The 13,622-nt window shown below is 72.4% G+C and carries 11 protein-coding genes; 4 read left to right on the forward strand and 7 right to left on the reverse strand.

All coding sequences use genetic code 11. The features are described from left to right. Both pdhA and ACF1AG_RS13515 read right to left on the reverse strand, forming a co-directional pair. Entirely contained in the window at positions 1-1,203 is a 1,203-nt protein-coding gene (gene pdhA, locus ACF1AG_RS13510) for a pyruvate dehydrogenase (acetyl-transferring) E1 component subunit alpha (RefSeq protein ID WP_359607946.1), read from the reverse strand. A gap of 431 nt (positions 1,204-1,634) precedes the next feature. Then, positions 1,635-3,221 carry a protein kinase gene (locus ACF1AG_RS13515; protein WP_359602142.1) on the reverse strand — a complete coding sequence of 529 codons (1,587 nt, stop codon included), beginning with the start codon at positions 3,219-3,221 and terminating at the stop codon, positions 1,635-1,637. A 370-nt stretch (positions 3,222-3,591) separates the two neighbouring features. On the opposite strand from ACF1AG_RS13515, the gene ACF1AG_RS13520 reads away from it, so the two are divergent. Continuing rightward, positions 3,592-5,253: a protein kinase gene (locus ACF1AG_RS13520; protein ID WP_387795987.1), complete on the forward strand. Its 1,662-nt coding sequence runs from the start codon at positions 3,592-3,594 to the stop codon at positions 5,251-5,253. 91 nt (positions 5,254-5,344) lie between these two features. Here ACF1AG_RS13520 and ACF1AG_RS13525 read toward each other — a convergent pair whose 3' ends face one another. Continuing rightward, positions 5,345-5,887, reverse strand: a complete 543-nt coding sequence (locus tag ACF1AG_RS13525; protein ID WP_359747794.1) for a bacterial proteasome activator family protein — start codon at positions 5,885-5,887, stop codon at positions 5,345-5,347. Between the two features lie 188 nt (positions 5,888-6,075). On the opposite strand from ACF1AG_RS13525, the gene ACF1AG_RS13530 reads away from it, so the two are divergent. Further along, positions 6,076-6,744 carry a hypothetical protein gene (locus ACF1AG_RS13530; RefSeq protein ID WP_391809762.1) on the forward strand — a complete coding sequence of 223 codons (669 nt, stop codon included), beginning with the start codon at positions 6,076-6,078 and terminating at the stop codon, positions 6,742-6,744. A 19-nt stretch (positions 6,745-6,763) separates the two neighbouring features. On the opposite strand, the gene ACF1AG_RS13535 is transcribed toward ACF1AG_RS13530, so the two are convergent. Beyond that, positions 6,764-7,747 (reverse strand): NAD(P)H-quinone oxidoreductase, encoded by a 984-nt coding sequence (locus ACF1AG_RS13535; protein ID WP_359602136.1) that lies wholly within the window; start codon positions 7,745-7,747, stop codon positions 6,764-6,766. A 380-nt stretch (positions 7,748-8,127) separates the two neighbouring features. Here ACF1AG_RS13535 and ACF1AG_RS13540 point away from each other — a divergent pair, with 380 nt between their 5' ends. Both ACF1AG_RS13540 and ACF1AG_RS13545 read left to right on the forward strand, forming a co-directional pair. After that, on the forward strand, positions 8,128-9,141 hold the full coding sequence (locus tag ACF1AG_RS13540; protein WP_359602134.1) for an ATP-binding cassette domain-containing protein: 1,014 nt from the start codon (positions 8,128-8,130) through the stop codon (positions 9,139-9,141). Further along, complete coding sequence (locus ACF1AG_RS13545) at positions 9,138-9,986, forward strand: ABC transporter permease (protein ID WP_359602132.1); 849 nt, start codon at positions 9,138-9,140, stop codon at positions 9,984-9,986. Before ACF1AG_RS13540 ends, ACF1AG_RS13545 begins: the two co-directional genes overlap by 4 nt. A 167-nt stretch (positions 9,987-10,153) precedes the next feature. Here ACF1AG_RS13545 and ACF1AG_RS13550 read toward each other — a convergent pair whose 3' ends face one another. Genes ACF1AG_RS13550 through ACF1AG_RS13560 form a run of 3 tightly spaced genes read right to left on the reverse strand, consistent with a single transcriptional unit; the run spans position 10,154 to position 13,607 of the window. Then, positions 10,154-11,248 (reverse strand): potassium channel family protein, encoded by a 1,095-nt coding sequence (locus tag ACF1AG_RS13550; RefSeq protein WP_359602130.1) that lies wholly within the window; start codon positions 11,246-11,248, stop codon positions 10,154-10,156. After that, on the reverse strand, positions 11,245-12,699 hold the full coding sequence (locus ACF1AG_RS13555; protein ID WP_391809763.1) for a molybdopterin molybdotransferase MoeA: 1,455 nt from the start codon (positions 12,697-12,699) through the stop codon (positions 11,245-11,247). The genes ACF1AG_RS13550 and ACF1AG_RS13555 overlap by 4 nt, the downstream gene beginning before the upstream one ends. Continuing rightward, on the reverse strand, positions 12,696-13,607 hold the full coding sequence (locus tag ACF1AG_RS13560) for an NTP transferase domain-containing protein (RefSeq protein ID WP_359602127.1): 912 nt from the start codon (positions 13,605-13,607) through the stop codon (positions 12,696-12,698). The genes ACF1AG_RS13555 and ACF1AG_RS13560 overlap by 4 nt, the downstream gene beginning before the upstream one ends. Positions 13,608-13,622: the final 15 nt, after the last annotated feature.

The raw sequence follows: 13,622 nt of genomic DNA on the forward strand, positions 1-13,622 counted from the left end.
TCACTTACCCCCGTCTTCGTCCGCGAACGAGTCCTGGTAGGCGGCGAACTGCGCCCGCTCCTCGTCCACCAGCGCATGACCGTCCGCGTACACGTTCTCGAAGATGGCGAAGTGGTCCGGGTCCGGCATGGCACGGACCGCTTCGCGCACCCGTTTGCCCAACGCCTCGGACTCGGTCTCCAGTTCCGCGAAGAATCCCTCGTCCGCGTGGTTTGCGGCCTCGAGGTAGCGGCGCAGGCGCAGGATCGGGTCCTTCGCCTCCCAGGCCAGCCGCTCGTCGTCCGTGCGGTAGCGGGTCGGGTCGTCGGAGGTGGTGTGCGCGCCCATGCGGTACGTGAACGCCTCGACGAGCGTCGGGCCCTCGCCGGCGCGGGCCCGCTCCAGGGCCCACTTGGTGACGGCCAGGTTCGCCAGGACGTCGTTGCCGTCCACGCGCACGCCCGGGAAGCCGTAGCCCTGCGCGCGCTGGTACAGCGGCACGCGGGACTGCTTCTCGGTCGGCTCGGAGATCGCCCACTGGTTGTTCTGGCAGAAGAACACCACGGGCGCGTTGTAGACCGCGGAGAAGGTGAAGGCCTCGGCCACGTCGCCCTGGCTGGAGGCGCCGTCGCCGAAGTACGCGATGACCGCGCTGTCGGCGCCGTCCTTGGTGATGCCCATCGCGTAACCCGTGGCGTGCAGCGTCTGGGAGCCGATGACGATCGTGTACAGGTGGAAGTTGTTGCCGTTCGGGTCCCAGCCGCCGTTGTTGACGCCGCGGAACATGCCGAGCAGGTTCGTCGGGTCCACCCCGCGGCACCAGGCGACGCCGTGTTCACGGTAGGTGGGGAAGACGTAGTCGTCGTCGCGCAGCGCCCGGCCGGAGCCGATCTGCGCCGCCTCCTGCCCCAGCAGCGAGGCCCACAGGCCCAGCTCGCCCTGGCGCTGGAGCGCGGTGGCCTCGGCGTCGAAGCGACGGGTGAGCACCATGTCGCGGTACAGCCCGCGCAGATCCTCGGCCGTGATGTCGGCGACGTACTTGTCGAACTCGGCGTTCTTGACGCGCTTGCCCTCGGGCGTCAGCAGCTGGACGAGGGCGGGCTCGGCGCTCTTCCCTGCGCCTGCGGCCTTCTTGGTGCTGGTGGTGCGCTTGGTGCCGGTGGTGCCGGCCTTGTTTCCGGCGCTGCGTCGCGGTGTGCGCGCGGCAGTGCTCTCCACGGTCACGTGTGCTCCTCCGTCGGTCCGGCCCCCGGGGTTGCCGGTAGGCCAGTGCGGCTCACCTGTTCCGACCACCGGGCACGGGGTGGGTGCCACTCGGCCGGGAACAGGCGTGACAGGTGCCCCGGCGAGCGCCCTGCACACTGCACGTTACCCAGTGCTCCACATTTCTGTGAAACCCCATCTGACCTGCGATTTTGCTTGGATATCCAAGTAAATCGGGGTAGGCCCGGAAGGCGCGCTGGTCACAGCCTTGCAGGAGGCCGGAGCAACGGCACGTTATCCCGGCCGAGCCGGGCACGGGAAGAGCAGACTTCCCCGGCGGCACGGGGTGCCGCCGGGGAAGTCACGGGGTGCCGGTCCGGCCCGGTGTCCCGGGCCGGACAAAACGAGCGGGGGTGCGAAGCGCACGCTTCGCACCCCCGCTCAGGTGCCGGTTACTGGCCGCCCTCCGGCGGGTCGTCGCCGTTGCCGCCACCACCGTTGCCCTCGGTTCCGCCGGTGGGCGGCGGCGCCGTGTTGGTGGGCGGCGGCTCCTCGGTCTCCGGGTCCGTGGGAGTCGTCTGGCCCTCCGTCGGCTCACCCGTCGGGTCGCCGGTCGGCTCGTCCGTGTCCGGCTGGCTCGGGGTCCACGACGGCTCGTAGCTCGGGGTCCAGCCGCCGTTGCCGCCGGAGCCGGAGCCCGGGTCGGTGTCGGGACCGGTGGTGTCCTCGGTCTCCTGGTCGGTCGGCGACTCGCTCGGCGACTCGTCCTTCGTGCTCTGCGAGACGGACGGCGAGGTGTCGGTCTTGCCGCCCTCGCCCCCGCCCCCGCCGTTGTTCAGCGCGAGGGCGACGCCGCCCGCGACGGCGATCACCGCGAGCACCGCGAGGATCCACAGCTTGCCGCGGCCGCTGCCCCGGTTGCCGTGGCCCTCGAAGCCTCCGTCGTCACCGCCGCCGTACCCGCCCGGCAGGATCGGCTGCGGGATGGCCGTGGTGCCGGACTGCTCCGGGTGCGGCATGGCCGCGGTGCCGGCGTACCCGCCCGCGGGCGTGCGCGGGCCCTCGTGCATGTCGACCGGGCCGGTGTTCCAGGTGCCGGTGTGACCGCCCTGCTCGTAGAGCATCTGCAGCGCGTACTGGACGAGACCGCGCATCTCCTCGGCCGTCTGGAACCGGTCGTCCGGGTCCTTGGCGAGCGAGCGCATCACGAGCCCGTCGAGCTCGGGCGGGCAGGCGTCCGAGGCCTCGGAGGGAGGCGTGGGGATGTCCTGGACGTGCTGGTAGACCACCGACAGGGGCGTCTCGCCGGTGAACGGCGGACGCAGCGCCAGCAGTTCGTACATCAGGCAGCCGGTCGCGTACAGGTCGGAGCGGTGGTCGACGGCCTTGCCGAGCGCCTGCTCCGGGGAGAGGTACTGCGGGGTGCCCATGACCATGCCGGTCTGCGTCATCGTCGTCGACGCGCCGTGCATGGCGCGCGCGATGCCGAAGTCCATCACCTTCACGGCGCCGTTGTTGGTGATGATGACGTTGGCCGGCTTGATGTCGCGGTGCACGATGTTGTGCTGGTGCGAGTAGGCCAGGGCCTCCAGGACGCCCGAGACGATGATCAGCGCCTGCTCCGGGCCCGGCGCCTCCGCGTTCATCAGCAGGTCGCGGATGGTGCGGCCCTCGACCAGCTCCATCACGATGTACGGCACGGACTGGCCGCCGACCGTGTCCTCGCCGGAGTCGTACACGGCGACGATCGCGTGGTGGTTGAGCCCGGCCACGGACTGGGCCTCGCGCGTGAAGCGCGCCTTGGACACCGGGTCCTCGGCCAGGTCGGAGCGCAGCAGCTTCACGGCGACGGTGCGCCCCAGGCGTACGTCCTCCGCGGCGAACACCTCGGCCATGCCGCCCCGGCCGAGCCGGTGCGTGAGCCGGTACCGGCCGTCGCCGACCAGCCCGCCGTTGCCCCAGTTGTCCGGCGCGTCCGACATGCCGCCGCCAGTCGCCTCGGGGTCGGACGGGCCCTGAGCGCGCTGCTGCTGTGCCATCAGTCCTCGCCGTCGTTTCTGCCCGCGGTGCGCGCGGTGTTGTTACGGTCTCCGTCGGCCACGCTACAGCCTTTGCCGGGGCCTCCGGCCCGGGACGGGCTGCCGGATCCGGCACGCGACGGACCGGTCATCAAACCCGCTGGCCGTACCGTCGTGCAAATTCCGTGTACCGGCCGTACGACCGCTGTAACGCTTCCGCGACGCTTCTTTCGCGTACGGTCACGGAACGGGCACCGCGCTTGACGTGTCGGTGCCCTGGGGCAGACTTGGCCGGGAATAGCACTTTCGATCTACGACAACGACAAGTCACGACGAGACAGGTCACCGACGGCGGCGCCGGACGCCGGAGAGGCTACGGGGGACGCGGAACATGAGCCAGGACGGCGCACAGGGCCGGCACACGGGGCGGGCGCTCGCGGGCGGACGCTACCAACTGCGGGACCTGCTCGGCCAGGGTGGCATGGCCTCGGTGCATCTCGCCTACGACACGGTGCTGGACCGCCAGGTCGCCATCAAGACGTTGCACACGGAACTCGGCCGGGAACAGGCCTTCCGTGAGCGCTTCCGCCGCGAGGCCCAGTCCGTGGCGAAGCTCACGCACACCAACATCGTCTCGGTGTTCGACACCGGCGAGGACACGCTGCCGATCGACGGCTCCGCCGCGGGCGACGGCATGCCCACGCCGTACATCGTCATGGAGTACGTGGAGGGCCGCCCGCTCGGCTCCGTGCTCGACGAGGACGTACGGCAGCACGGCGCGATGCCCGCCGACAAGGCACTGAAGATCACCGCCGACGTGCTGGCGGCGCTGGAGATCAGCCACGAGATGGGCCTGGTCCACCGCGACATCAAGCCGGGCAACGTGATGATGACCAAGCGCGGCGTGGTCAAGGTGATGGACTTCGGCATCGCCCGCGCCATGCAGTCCGGCGTCACGTCGATGACGCAGACCGGCATGGTCGTCGGCACCCCGCAGTACCTCTCCCCGGAGCAGGCGCTCGGCCGGGGCGTCGACGCCCGCTCCGACCTGTACTCGGTCGGCATCATGCTGTTCCAGCTGGTCACCGGCAGGCTGCCGTTCGACGCGGACTCGCCGCTCGCCATCGCCTACGCGCACGTGCAGGAGGAGCCGCCGGTCGCCTCCTCGATCAACCGCTCGCTGCCGCCGGCCGTGGACGCGCTGATCACCCGCGCCCTGAAGAAGAACCCCAACGAGCGGTTCCCCAGCGCGGAGGCCATGCGCGGGGAGTGCCTGCGGGTGGCGCAGTCCTTCCAGGCGGCCCCGCCGAGCATCGTGCCCGGCAGCCAGACGCCCAGCGGCGCCGGTGTCGGCTCCGCGGTGTTCCCGCCGGTCGACCAGTCCGGGCAGACGCCCGCCGGCAGCGTGCAGACGCCGTACCAGCCGACGCCCCCGCCGAACCCGTACGGCACCCCGGCCCCGGCGACCCCCGCCCCCTCGTACGGCTACCCGCAGCAGGGCGGCTACCCGACGCCGAGCCCGTACGCCCCGCAGGGCCCCTCGACGCCCGCGCCGTACACGATCTCCCCTCAGGGCTCCGGCGGCGGCGGTCGGGCTCGCGGCCGGAACACCCCGGTGATCGTCGCGTCCGTGCTGGTCGCGGTGCTGGCCGTCGGTGGTCTGATCACGGCGATCGCCCTGAACAACGGTGACGACAAGGACCCCACGGCGGGCGGTGGCAGCGCCTCCGCCACGGCCAAGCCCGAGGGCTACCGCGGTCCCGACACGTCCAAGACGATCGACCCGGAGGAGTGCGAGGAGCCGAAGGAGTCGTACAACGACCCCGAGCTGGTGCGGCTGCCGAACTTCAAGTTCAAGCACATCGCCTCGGTCAAGGCGTGCTTCCAGGCGGCCGGCTGGGGCAACAACCTCAAGATCGTCAAGGTCGACGAGAACACGTACGGCGAGGGATCGATCCGCGAGCAGTTCCCGCCGGCCGGCACCGACGTCGACCCGGAGGACATGCCGGAGATCACACTCAAGGTCTCCACGGGCAACCCGCCCACCTCCTGACGCCCCCGGAACATACGGAAGGGGCCCGGCATCCGTGCCGGGCCCCTTCCTGTGTCGCGGGGCGGGAAGGCGTCCCGTTCCGTGAGGCGTCCTACAGGTAGGGACCGCCTGAGCGACCGCCCGCCTGGTGGGAGTCCTCGGCCCCCTCGGCGGCACCCGGCGGCAGAGCGCGGCGCATCTGCTCCAGCTGGGCCCGCGCAGCCATCTGCTGGGCGAAGAGCGTCGTCTGGATCCCGTGGAAGAGCCCCTCCAGCCAGCCCACCAGCTGGGCCTGCGCGATACGCAGCTCCGCGTCGCTGGGGGTGCCCTCGTCCGTGAAGGGCAGGGATAGCCGCTCCAGCTCCTCGACGAGTTCCGGCGCCAGGCCGTCCTCGAGCTCCTTCACCGAACTGGCGTGGATCTCCTTGAGGCGGTTGCGGCTGGCCTCGTCGAGAGGGGCGGCCCGCACCTCCTCCAGCAGCTGCTTGATCATGCTGCCGATGCGCATGACCTTCGCCGGCTGCTCCACCTGCTCCGTCACCGGGGTCTCACGGGAGTCGTCGTCCCCGTTGCCGCCGCTCAGCGCCATACCGTCCTGGCCGACGACCAGGATCTGCGGATTGTCCGGCGACCGTTCGTTCCTCGGCATCTCCATTCGACCATTGTCGCGCACACCCCCTCCACTGCGCGGTGCGCCCCCGGGAGTGGCCTCCGCGGCGGGTCCTCCGTACGGCCCTGGCCGACATGCCGCTCCCGTCACCCGGTGCGAGGCTGTTGGGCGTCCATCCGTCCCAACTTGCCGACGGTGCGGCCGAGCACCGGCCGGCTCGGGAGGTCCCGGCCGTGACTCCGTGGCTGCGCACACTGGGGGCGACACTCGTTCTGGGGGCGGGGGCCGTGCTGCTGCCGTACGGTCCGTTCCCGGGCCCGCCGGGTGCGTCCGGCACGGCGTACGGGGCGGAGCGGACTCCGGGCCCCGACACGAGCGACCGGACCCGCACGGCGTCCCGCTCCCCCTCCGCCCCGGCCCCTCCCGCACGCTCGGCCTCCCCCTCCGCGACCCGGTCCGGGGACGGTCCGGGCGAGGGGCGGGGGAGGCCCGGGCGGCAGGAGACCGCGCGGGACGAGTCCCGGGACACCGCGCCGCCCCGGCGGGACCGCACCGAGGAGGAGGGCACGGGCCGCCCCCGCGAGGCGGCCGGACGCCCGGACGGCGACGGGGTGCGGCGGCCGGACGCCCGGCTCGACACGTCCACGCAGGCGGAGGACGACACGGCCGAGGAGCTTCCGGCCGGCTCCGGCAGCGTGGCGCCCTCGGGCCCCGCGTCCTCGGCGGCGGCCCCGGCGCCCGCCACGTCCTCGCGGGCCGCCGAGCCGGGCGCCGCCGCCGGCACCACCGTGGGGCCCGTGCTGCGGATCCTGCCGCTGGGCAGCGGCCTGGTCCTCATGGGCCTCGGGTTCGCCCTCGCCTTCCTGGGGCTGCGGATGCGTCAGGAGCGCGGCACACGCTGACCGTTGCGCGGCGCAGGCCTCAACTGGGCGTGACCAGCAGAACCTTGCCGATGTGGGAACTGTCCTCCACGACCCGGTGCGCCTCGGCGGCGTCCGGCATGGGGATCTCCCGGTCGATCACCGGACGGACGTGACCACCGGACACCAGCGGCCACACGTGCTCCCGTACGGCCGCCACGATCGCGGCCTTCTCCTCCACCGGCCGCGCGCGCAGCGTGGTGGCGGTGATCGCGGCGCGCTTGGCGAGCAGGGCGCCGATGTTCAGCTCGCCCTTCACCCCGCCCTGCATACCGATGATGACCAGACGGCCGTTCACGGCGAGGGCCTGGACGTTGCGGTCCAGGTACTTGGCGCCCATGTTGTCGAGGATGACGTCCGCGCCCTTGCCGTCGGTGGCCTCCCGCAGCTCGGCGACGAAGTCCTGCTCCCGGTAGTTGATCAGGATGTCCGCGCCCAGGTCGGCACAGCGCTCCAGCTTCTCCCGGGTGCCCGCGGTCACGGCGACCTTCGCCCCGACCGCCTTGGCGAGCTGGATGGCCATGGTGCCGATGCCGCTGGAGCCGCCGTGCACGAGGAACGTCTCGCCGGGGCGCAGATGGGCGACCATGAAGACGTTCGACCAGACCGTGCAGACCACCTCGGGCAGCGCGGCGGCCCGGTCGACGGTGATCCCCTCGGGGACGGGCAGCAGCTGCCCGGCGGGCACGGCCACCTTCTCGGCGTAACCGCCGCCGGAGAGCAGCGCGCAGACCTCGTCGCCGACGGCCCAGCCGCTCACCCCCGGCCCGACCTGCGCGACCCGGCCGGAGCACTCAAGACCGGGGTAGGGGGACGTGCCGGGCGGCGGCTCGTAGAAGCCCTGCCGCTGCAGGATGTCGGCCCGGTTGACGGCAGTGGCCACCACGTCGACGAGGACCTCCCCCTCACCGACCACCGGATCGTCCACCTCCCCCCACTTCAACGCCTCGGGCCCACCGGGTTCGGGAATCGTGATCGCATACATGAGGGGGACGCTACTCCGCCCCCCACCCCCACGCCGGGGACGCCCCGCACCCCGCCCCACCCGGGCAACGGCCCTTCCAGGACACAGGACACGGGGAACGGCACACCCCAAGGACGCGGGAGGCCGCACACCCCAGGGGCGCGGGGAACTGCGCAACGGGGGTCCGGGGGCGGAGCCCCCGAAACCCCGCACCCCACGGCGCCGGAAGCCATGCAAGGGGCGCGGGGAACTGCGCAAACCCCCGCCCCCAGGGACGGCAACCCCTGAAAACACCCCCACACCCGCGCGCAGCGCAAAAAATCCGCGTGCGGTACCGATGAGTTTGCGCGACGGTAAAGGTCTCTCCATGCGTAGCCCAAGCACGCGGAAGGACCCGAAGCATGAGCACGCAGACGTCCGGCCCGGCGATCGAGACCGCGGGCCTGGTCAAGACCTTCGGTGAGACACGGGCCGTCGACGGCGTCGACCTCACCGTGCCCACCGGCACGGTCTACGGCGTCCTCGGCCCGAACGGCGCCGGCAAGACCACCACCGTGAAGATGCTCGCCACCCTGCTGCGCCCGGACGGCGGCGAGGCCCGCGTCTTCGGTCACGACGTCGTGCGCGACGCCGACGCGGTCCGCTCCCGGGTGAGCCTCACCGGCCAGTACGCGTCGGTCGACGAGGACCTCACCGGCACGGAGAACCTGATCCTGCTGGCCCGGCTGCTCGGCCACCGCAAGGCCGCGGCCCGCGAGCGCGCCGCCCAGTTGCTGGAGGCGTTCGGTCTCACCGAGGCGGCCGGCAAGCAGGTCAAGCAGTACTCGGGCGGCATGCGGCGCCGCATCGACATCGCCGCGTCCATCCTCAACACCCCCGACCTGCTGTTCCTCGACGAGCCCACCACCGGACTCGACCCGCGCAGCCGCAACCAGGTGTGGGACATCGTGCGCGCGGTCGTCGCCCAGGGCACCACCGTGCTGCTGACCACGCAGTACCTGGACGAGGCCGACCAGCTCGCCTCCCGGATCGCGGTGATCGACAAGGGCCGGGTGATCGCCGAGGGCACGAAGGGCGAGCTCAAGGCGTCCGTGGGCGCCGGATCCGTCCATCTGCGGCTGCGCGCCCCCGAGCGGCGCGCCGACGCCGCCCGGCTGCTGCGCGACCTGCTGCTCGCGGAGGTGCAGCTGGAACCGGATCCCGTGGCACTCACCGCCCGGCTCAACGCGGCGACCAGCGACAGCGCGGCCGACCAGGCGGCACGGGCGCTCACCGAGCTGTCCCGGGCCGGCGTCACCGTCGACAACTTCTCCCTCGGCCAGCCGAGCCTCGACGAGGTCTTCCTCGCGCTGACCGGCCACGACACCGGCGCGGACGACGCCGCCGGCGACACGAAGGACGAGGTGGCGGCATGAGCACGGCCACGGGCACGGAGACCAAGGAACTCGCACCCGTCAGCACCGAGTCCCTGGCGGCCCTGCTGGTCGCCAAGGAACGGCCGCAGCGGCCCAGCTCGCTGTCCACGTCCCTGACGTTCGGCTGGCGCGCGATGCTGAAGATCAAGCACGTGCCTGAGCAGCTGTTCGACGTCACCGCCTTCCCGATCATGAACCTGCTGATGTTCACGTACCTCTTCGGCGGTGCGCTGGCGGGGTCGCCGACGGACTACATCCAGTTCGTCCTGCCGGGCATCCTCGTGATGTCGGTCGTCATGATCACGATGTACACCGGCGTCTCGGTGAACATCGACATCGAGAAGGGCGTCTTCGACCGCTTCCGCTCGCTGCCGATCTGGCGGCCCTCGGCGATGGTCGGCTATCTCCTGGGCGACGCCCTGCGCTACACCATCGCGTCCGTGATCATGCTGACCGTGGGACTGCTGCTCGGCTACCGGGCCGACGGCGGCTTCCCCGGGGTGGTCGCGGGCATCGCGCTGCTGCTGTTGTTCTCGTTCGCCTTCTCGTGGATCTGGACGATGTTCGGGCTGCTGCTGCGCACCGAGAAGTCGGTGATGAGCGTCAGCATGATGGTGATCTTCCCGCTCACCTTCCTGTCCAACGTCTTCGTCGACCCGCGCACCATGCCCGGCTGGCTCCAGGCCTTCGTCAACAACAGCCCGGTGACCCACCTGGCATCGGCGGTCCGCGGCCTGATGGCCGGTGACTGGCCGGCCGCGGACATCATGTGGACGCTGGGCTGGTCGGTCCTGTTCGTGCTCGTCTTCGGACCGGTGACGATGCGGCTGTACAACCGCAAGTAGACGGCGCGTGGCACGGCGACGGCCCTGGGGACCGGATCCTCGGGGCCGTTGTCGTGTCTCATCGCCGAAACGACGTGATCAGCCGGACGGCGTTCCCGGCCGGGACGGCGCGCTCCCCCGGGACGGCGCGCTCCCCCGGGACGACGCGCTCGGCCGGGACGACGCGCTCAGCTGCGCAACGGGCGGACGTCGGGCGCGATCTGTGTGACCGGGGTGGCCCGCACGATCGTGATCAGCCGGTCCGTCAGCTCCAGCGTTCCGACGTCCCGGTCGTCGTAGCCGAGCACCCGGTGCCCGCGCACCACGCTCACCACCAGGTCGTCCAGCTCCCGCGGGGTCTTGCCCACCTCGGCCTTTATGACCGGCCGTTCCACGACGTCGAGACCGGTGCCCTGCTGGATCAGGTCCTCCATGACCATGCCCGCCGCCGGGCTCAGCACGGAGAGGCCCAGCAGCCGTCCGGCCGCACTGGCGCTGGTGATGACCGCGTCGGCACCCGACTGCTTGAGCAGCGGCGCGTTCTCCTCCTCACGGACCGCGGCGACGATCTTGGCGTTCCGATTGAGCTGGCGCGCCGTCAGCGTCACCAGGACCGCGGTGTCGTCGCGCTGGGTGGCGATGATGACCTGGCGGGCCCGCTGAAGCTCGGCCCGCTTCAGGACCTCGCTGCGCGTCGCGTCCCCTATGACGCCCGCGTACCCGTCCGCCGTGGCCGCCTCGATCGCCTTGGCGCTGGGGTCGACCACCACGACCTGCTCCTTGCGGAGCCCCGTCGCACAGACCGTCCTGATCGCGGACCTGCCCTTGGTCCCGAACCCGACGACTACGGTGTGATCGCGCAACGTGGACCTCCAGCGGTTCAGTCGCCATTCCTCCCGGGTGCGTTCGGTGAGGGCCTCGAGGGTGGTGCCGACCAGGATGATCAGGAACATCACCCGCAGCGGCGTGATGACGAAGATGTTGGTGAGCCGGGCCGCGTCCGTCACCGGCGTGATGTCGCCGTAGCCCGTGGTGGAGAGGGTGACGGTCGCGTAGTAGAACGCGTCGAGCAGGTCGACGGTACCGTCCGAGTTGTCCGTGTACCCGTCCCGGTCGGCGTACACCACGAACGCCGTCACCACGAGCACCAGCAGGGCCGTCGACAGTCGCTTGGCGACCTGGCGGATCGGGTGTTCCACCAGTTTGCGCGGCAGCTTGACCCGATACGTGACCAGATGTTCGTCGGCCTGACGGGCGATGGCGTCCTGGCCCGGAAGTTTCACGTGAAACACACCCCGATTCCTCCGGACGCCCAGGGCAGGTCCAGCAGTTCCGCCTCGTACCCGGGCTTCGCGCCCCCGGGCGGTACGACGGCCAGCGCGTCCGCCGCGGCGATCCCGCGCAACATCGCCGGCCCGTTGTAGAGCAACGGCAGTGCCCTGTCACCCCGCAGGGCGACCGGCACCAGCCGCGTGTCGTGCGGATGTCCCTGCACCGCGTCCCTGAGCGGCAGCGTGTACCCCTCCGGGGCGGGCCGGGCCGCCAGGGTCCGCAGCAGCGGCTCCGCGAGCGTGACCAGGCCGGACACGGCGGCGAGCGGGTTCCCCGGCAGACCGACGAGGTACCGCTTCTCCGCGATACGGGCCAGCAGCATCGGGTGTCCGGGGCGCACCGCGACCCCGTCCACCAGCAGCTCCGCGCCGAGGCGCCGCAACGTGGGGTGCACATGGTCGACCGGGCCTGCGGCCGTGCCGCCCGTGGTGACCACGATGTCGGCCTCACAGGCCGTCAGCGCCTGGTGCAGGGCGTCCTCGTCGTCCCCGACCCGCCGTACGTCGACCACGTCGGCGCCGAGCGCACGCAGCCACGGCGGCAGGAGGGGGCCCAGCGCGTCCCGGATCAGACCGTCGTGCGGCAGCCCTTCCCCGAGGAGCTCGTCACCGAGCACGAACACGGCGGCGCGGGGCCGGGGGACGACGGTGAGCGTGTCGTACCCGGCCGCCGCGGCCATGCCCAGCACCGGCGGAGTCACCAGCGTGCCCACGGGCAGCAACTGGTCGCCGTTGCGGCACTCCTGGCCCCGGGGACGGATGTCCTGACCGTGCGAAACGGTGTGCGGCGCCCGGGTTGCGGCCGTGGCGTGCAGCCGGCCGTTGTCGTCGGTACGGCCGTGCTCGCTGCGGAGCACGGCCGTGGTGTCCGGCGGGATGCGGGCACCGGTGGCGATCCTGACGGCCTCCCCGTCGGTCAGCGGCGCGTGCGCGGTGTGCCCGGCGAGGACGCCCTCCTCCCGCACGTCCCACGGGCCGGGACCGGACACGGCCCAGCCGTCCATGGCGGAGGTGTCGAAAGACGGCAGGTCGGTCAGCGCGATCAGCGGGGCGGCCAGGGTGAGGCCGAGCGCGGAGGACAGTGGGACCGGGGCGGGCGCGAGGTGTCCGCCGCGGTGGCCGCCGCGCAGGCGGGGGGCGCGCTCGGCGGTCGCGCGGGCCTCCGCCCAGTCGGTGCCGTCGCGGTGCAGGGGGGCGCCGGAGGCTGGGGTGCCGTGCGGGCCGCGACCGTGCGGGCCGTCGTTGCCGTGGGCGCCGTGGGCGCCGTGGGTGCCGTCGTTGCCTCGCGTGCGGTCGCCGGAAGCCCGGTCGCCGGGCGCGTGGGCGTCGTTCACAAGAGCGAGCGCCTCCTCGACATCGAGGTCGTCGGCGTCCTCACCGGCCCGGGGCGTGCGCGGGGTCATCCGGCGTCCGTGCGGGTTCCGGGCTCCGAGCCGCCGGAGGGAGCGGACGTCGCGTCCTGGGTGTCCTCCTCGGCCCAGCGGTTGGCCAGCGCGACGGCCTTGCGGGCCGCCTCGGCCACGGCGTCGGCGTCACCGCCCGCCCGCGCGGCGGCGAAGCCGACCAGGAAGGTGGTCAGCGGGGCGGCCGGCCGTGCCACCCCGTGGGCGGCGTCACGGGCGAGGTCGAGCAGCACGCCGGTGTCGACGTCCAGGTCGATGCCCAGCTCGTCCTTGACTGCGGAGATCCATTCGTCCAACACGTGTCCATGCTCCCTGATGCGTGCCCTGGCAGTGGCGATGTCGTCCCAGGTGTCGCAGTCGAAGGACGCCACCGGGCCGGAGATACGGAGAAGGTCGAGGGCACCGGTGAGCCGGCGCAGGGGGAGCCCGGTGGTACCGCCGTGCGCGCCGGAGAGCGCGGCCAGCTCACGGCGCAGGGACGGCGCGCGGTACGCGGCCACCAGCGGCTGGTCCCGGCCGTCGGAGTCGGTCAGCAGCACACCGTCGGCCGTGCCCCGGCGCAGGGTGTCCAACAGCGCGGCGACCGTGCGGCCGTCGAGGAAGGGCAGATCGGCGGAGAGCAGCACGACGTGCTCGGCGGTGACGTGCCGCAGTCCGGCCTCGAGCGCGGCGAGGGGACCGCCGCCCGGAGGGTCCTCGCGGGCCCAGGTCACGGGACGCGCGGTGGGGCGGGGAACGGCCACGACCACCGTGGCGCGGGCGTCGGCGCAGGCGGCGAGCACCCGGTCGAGCAGGGGCCGCCCGCCGACCCGCACGGCCGGCTTGTCGGCGCCGCCCAGCCGCCGGGCCGCACCGCCGGCGAGCACGACGGCGTCGTACGCGGCGGCGGGTGGCTGGTTCTCGGTCACCCCCCGAGTATGCGT

Origin of the sequence: Streptomyces sp. NPDC014764 (assembly GCF_043082785.1) — a bacterium.
Lineage (GTDB): Bacteria > Actinomycetota > Actinomycetes > Streptomycetales > Streptomycetaceae > Streptomyces > Streptomyces althioticus.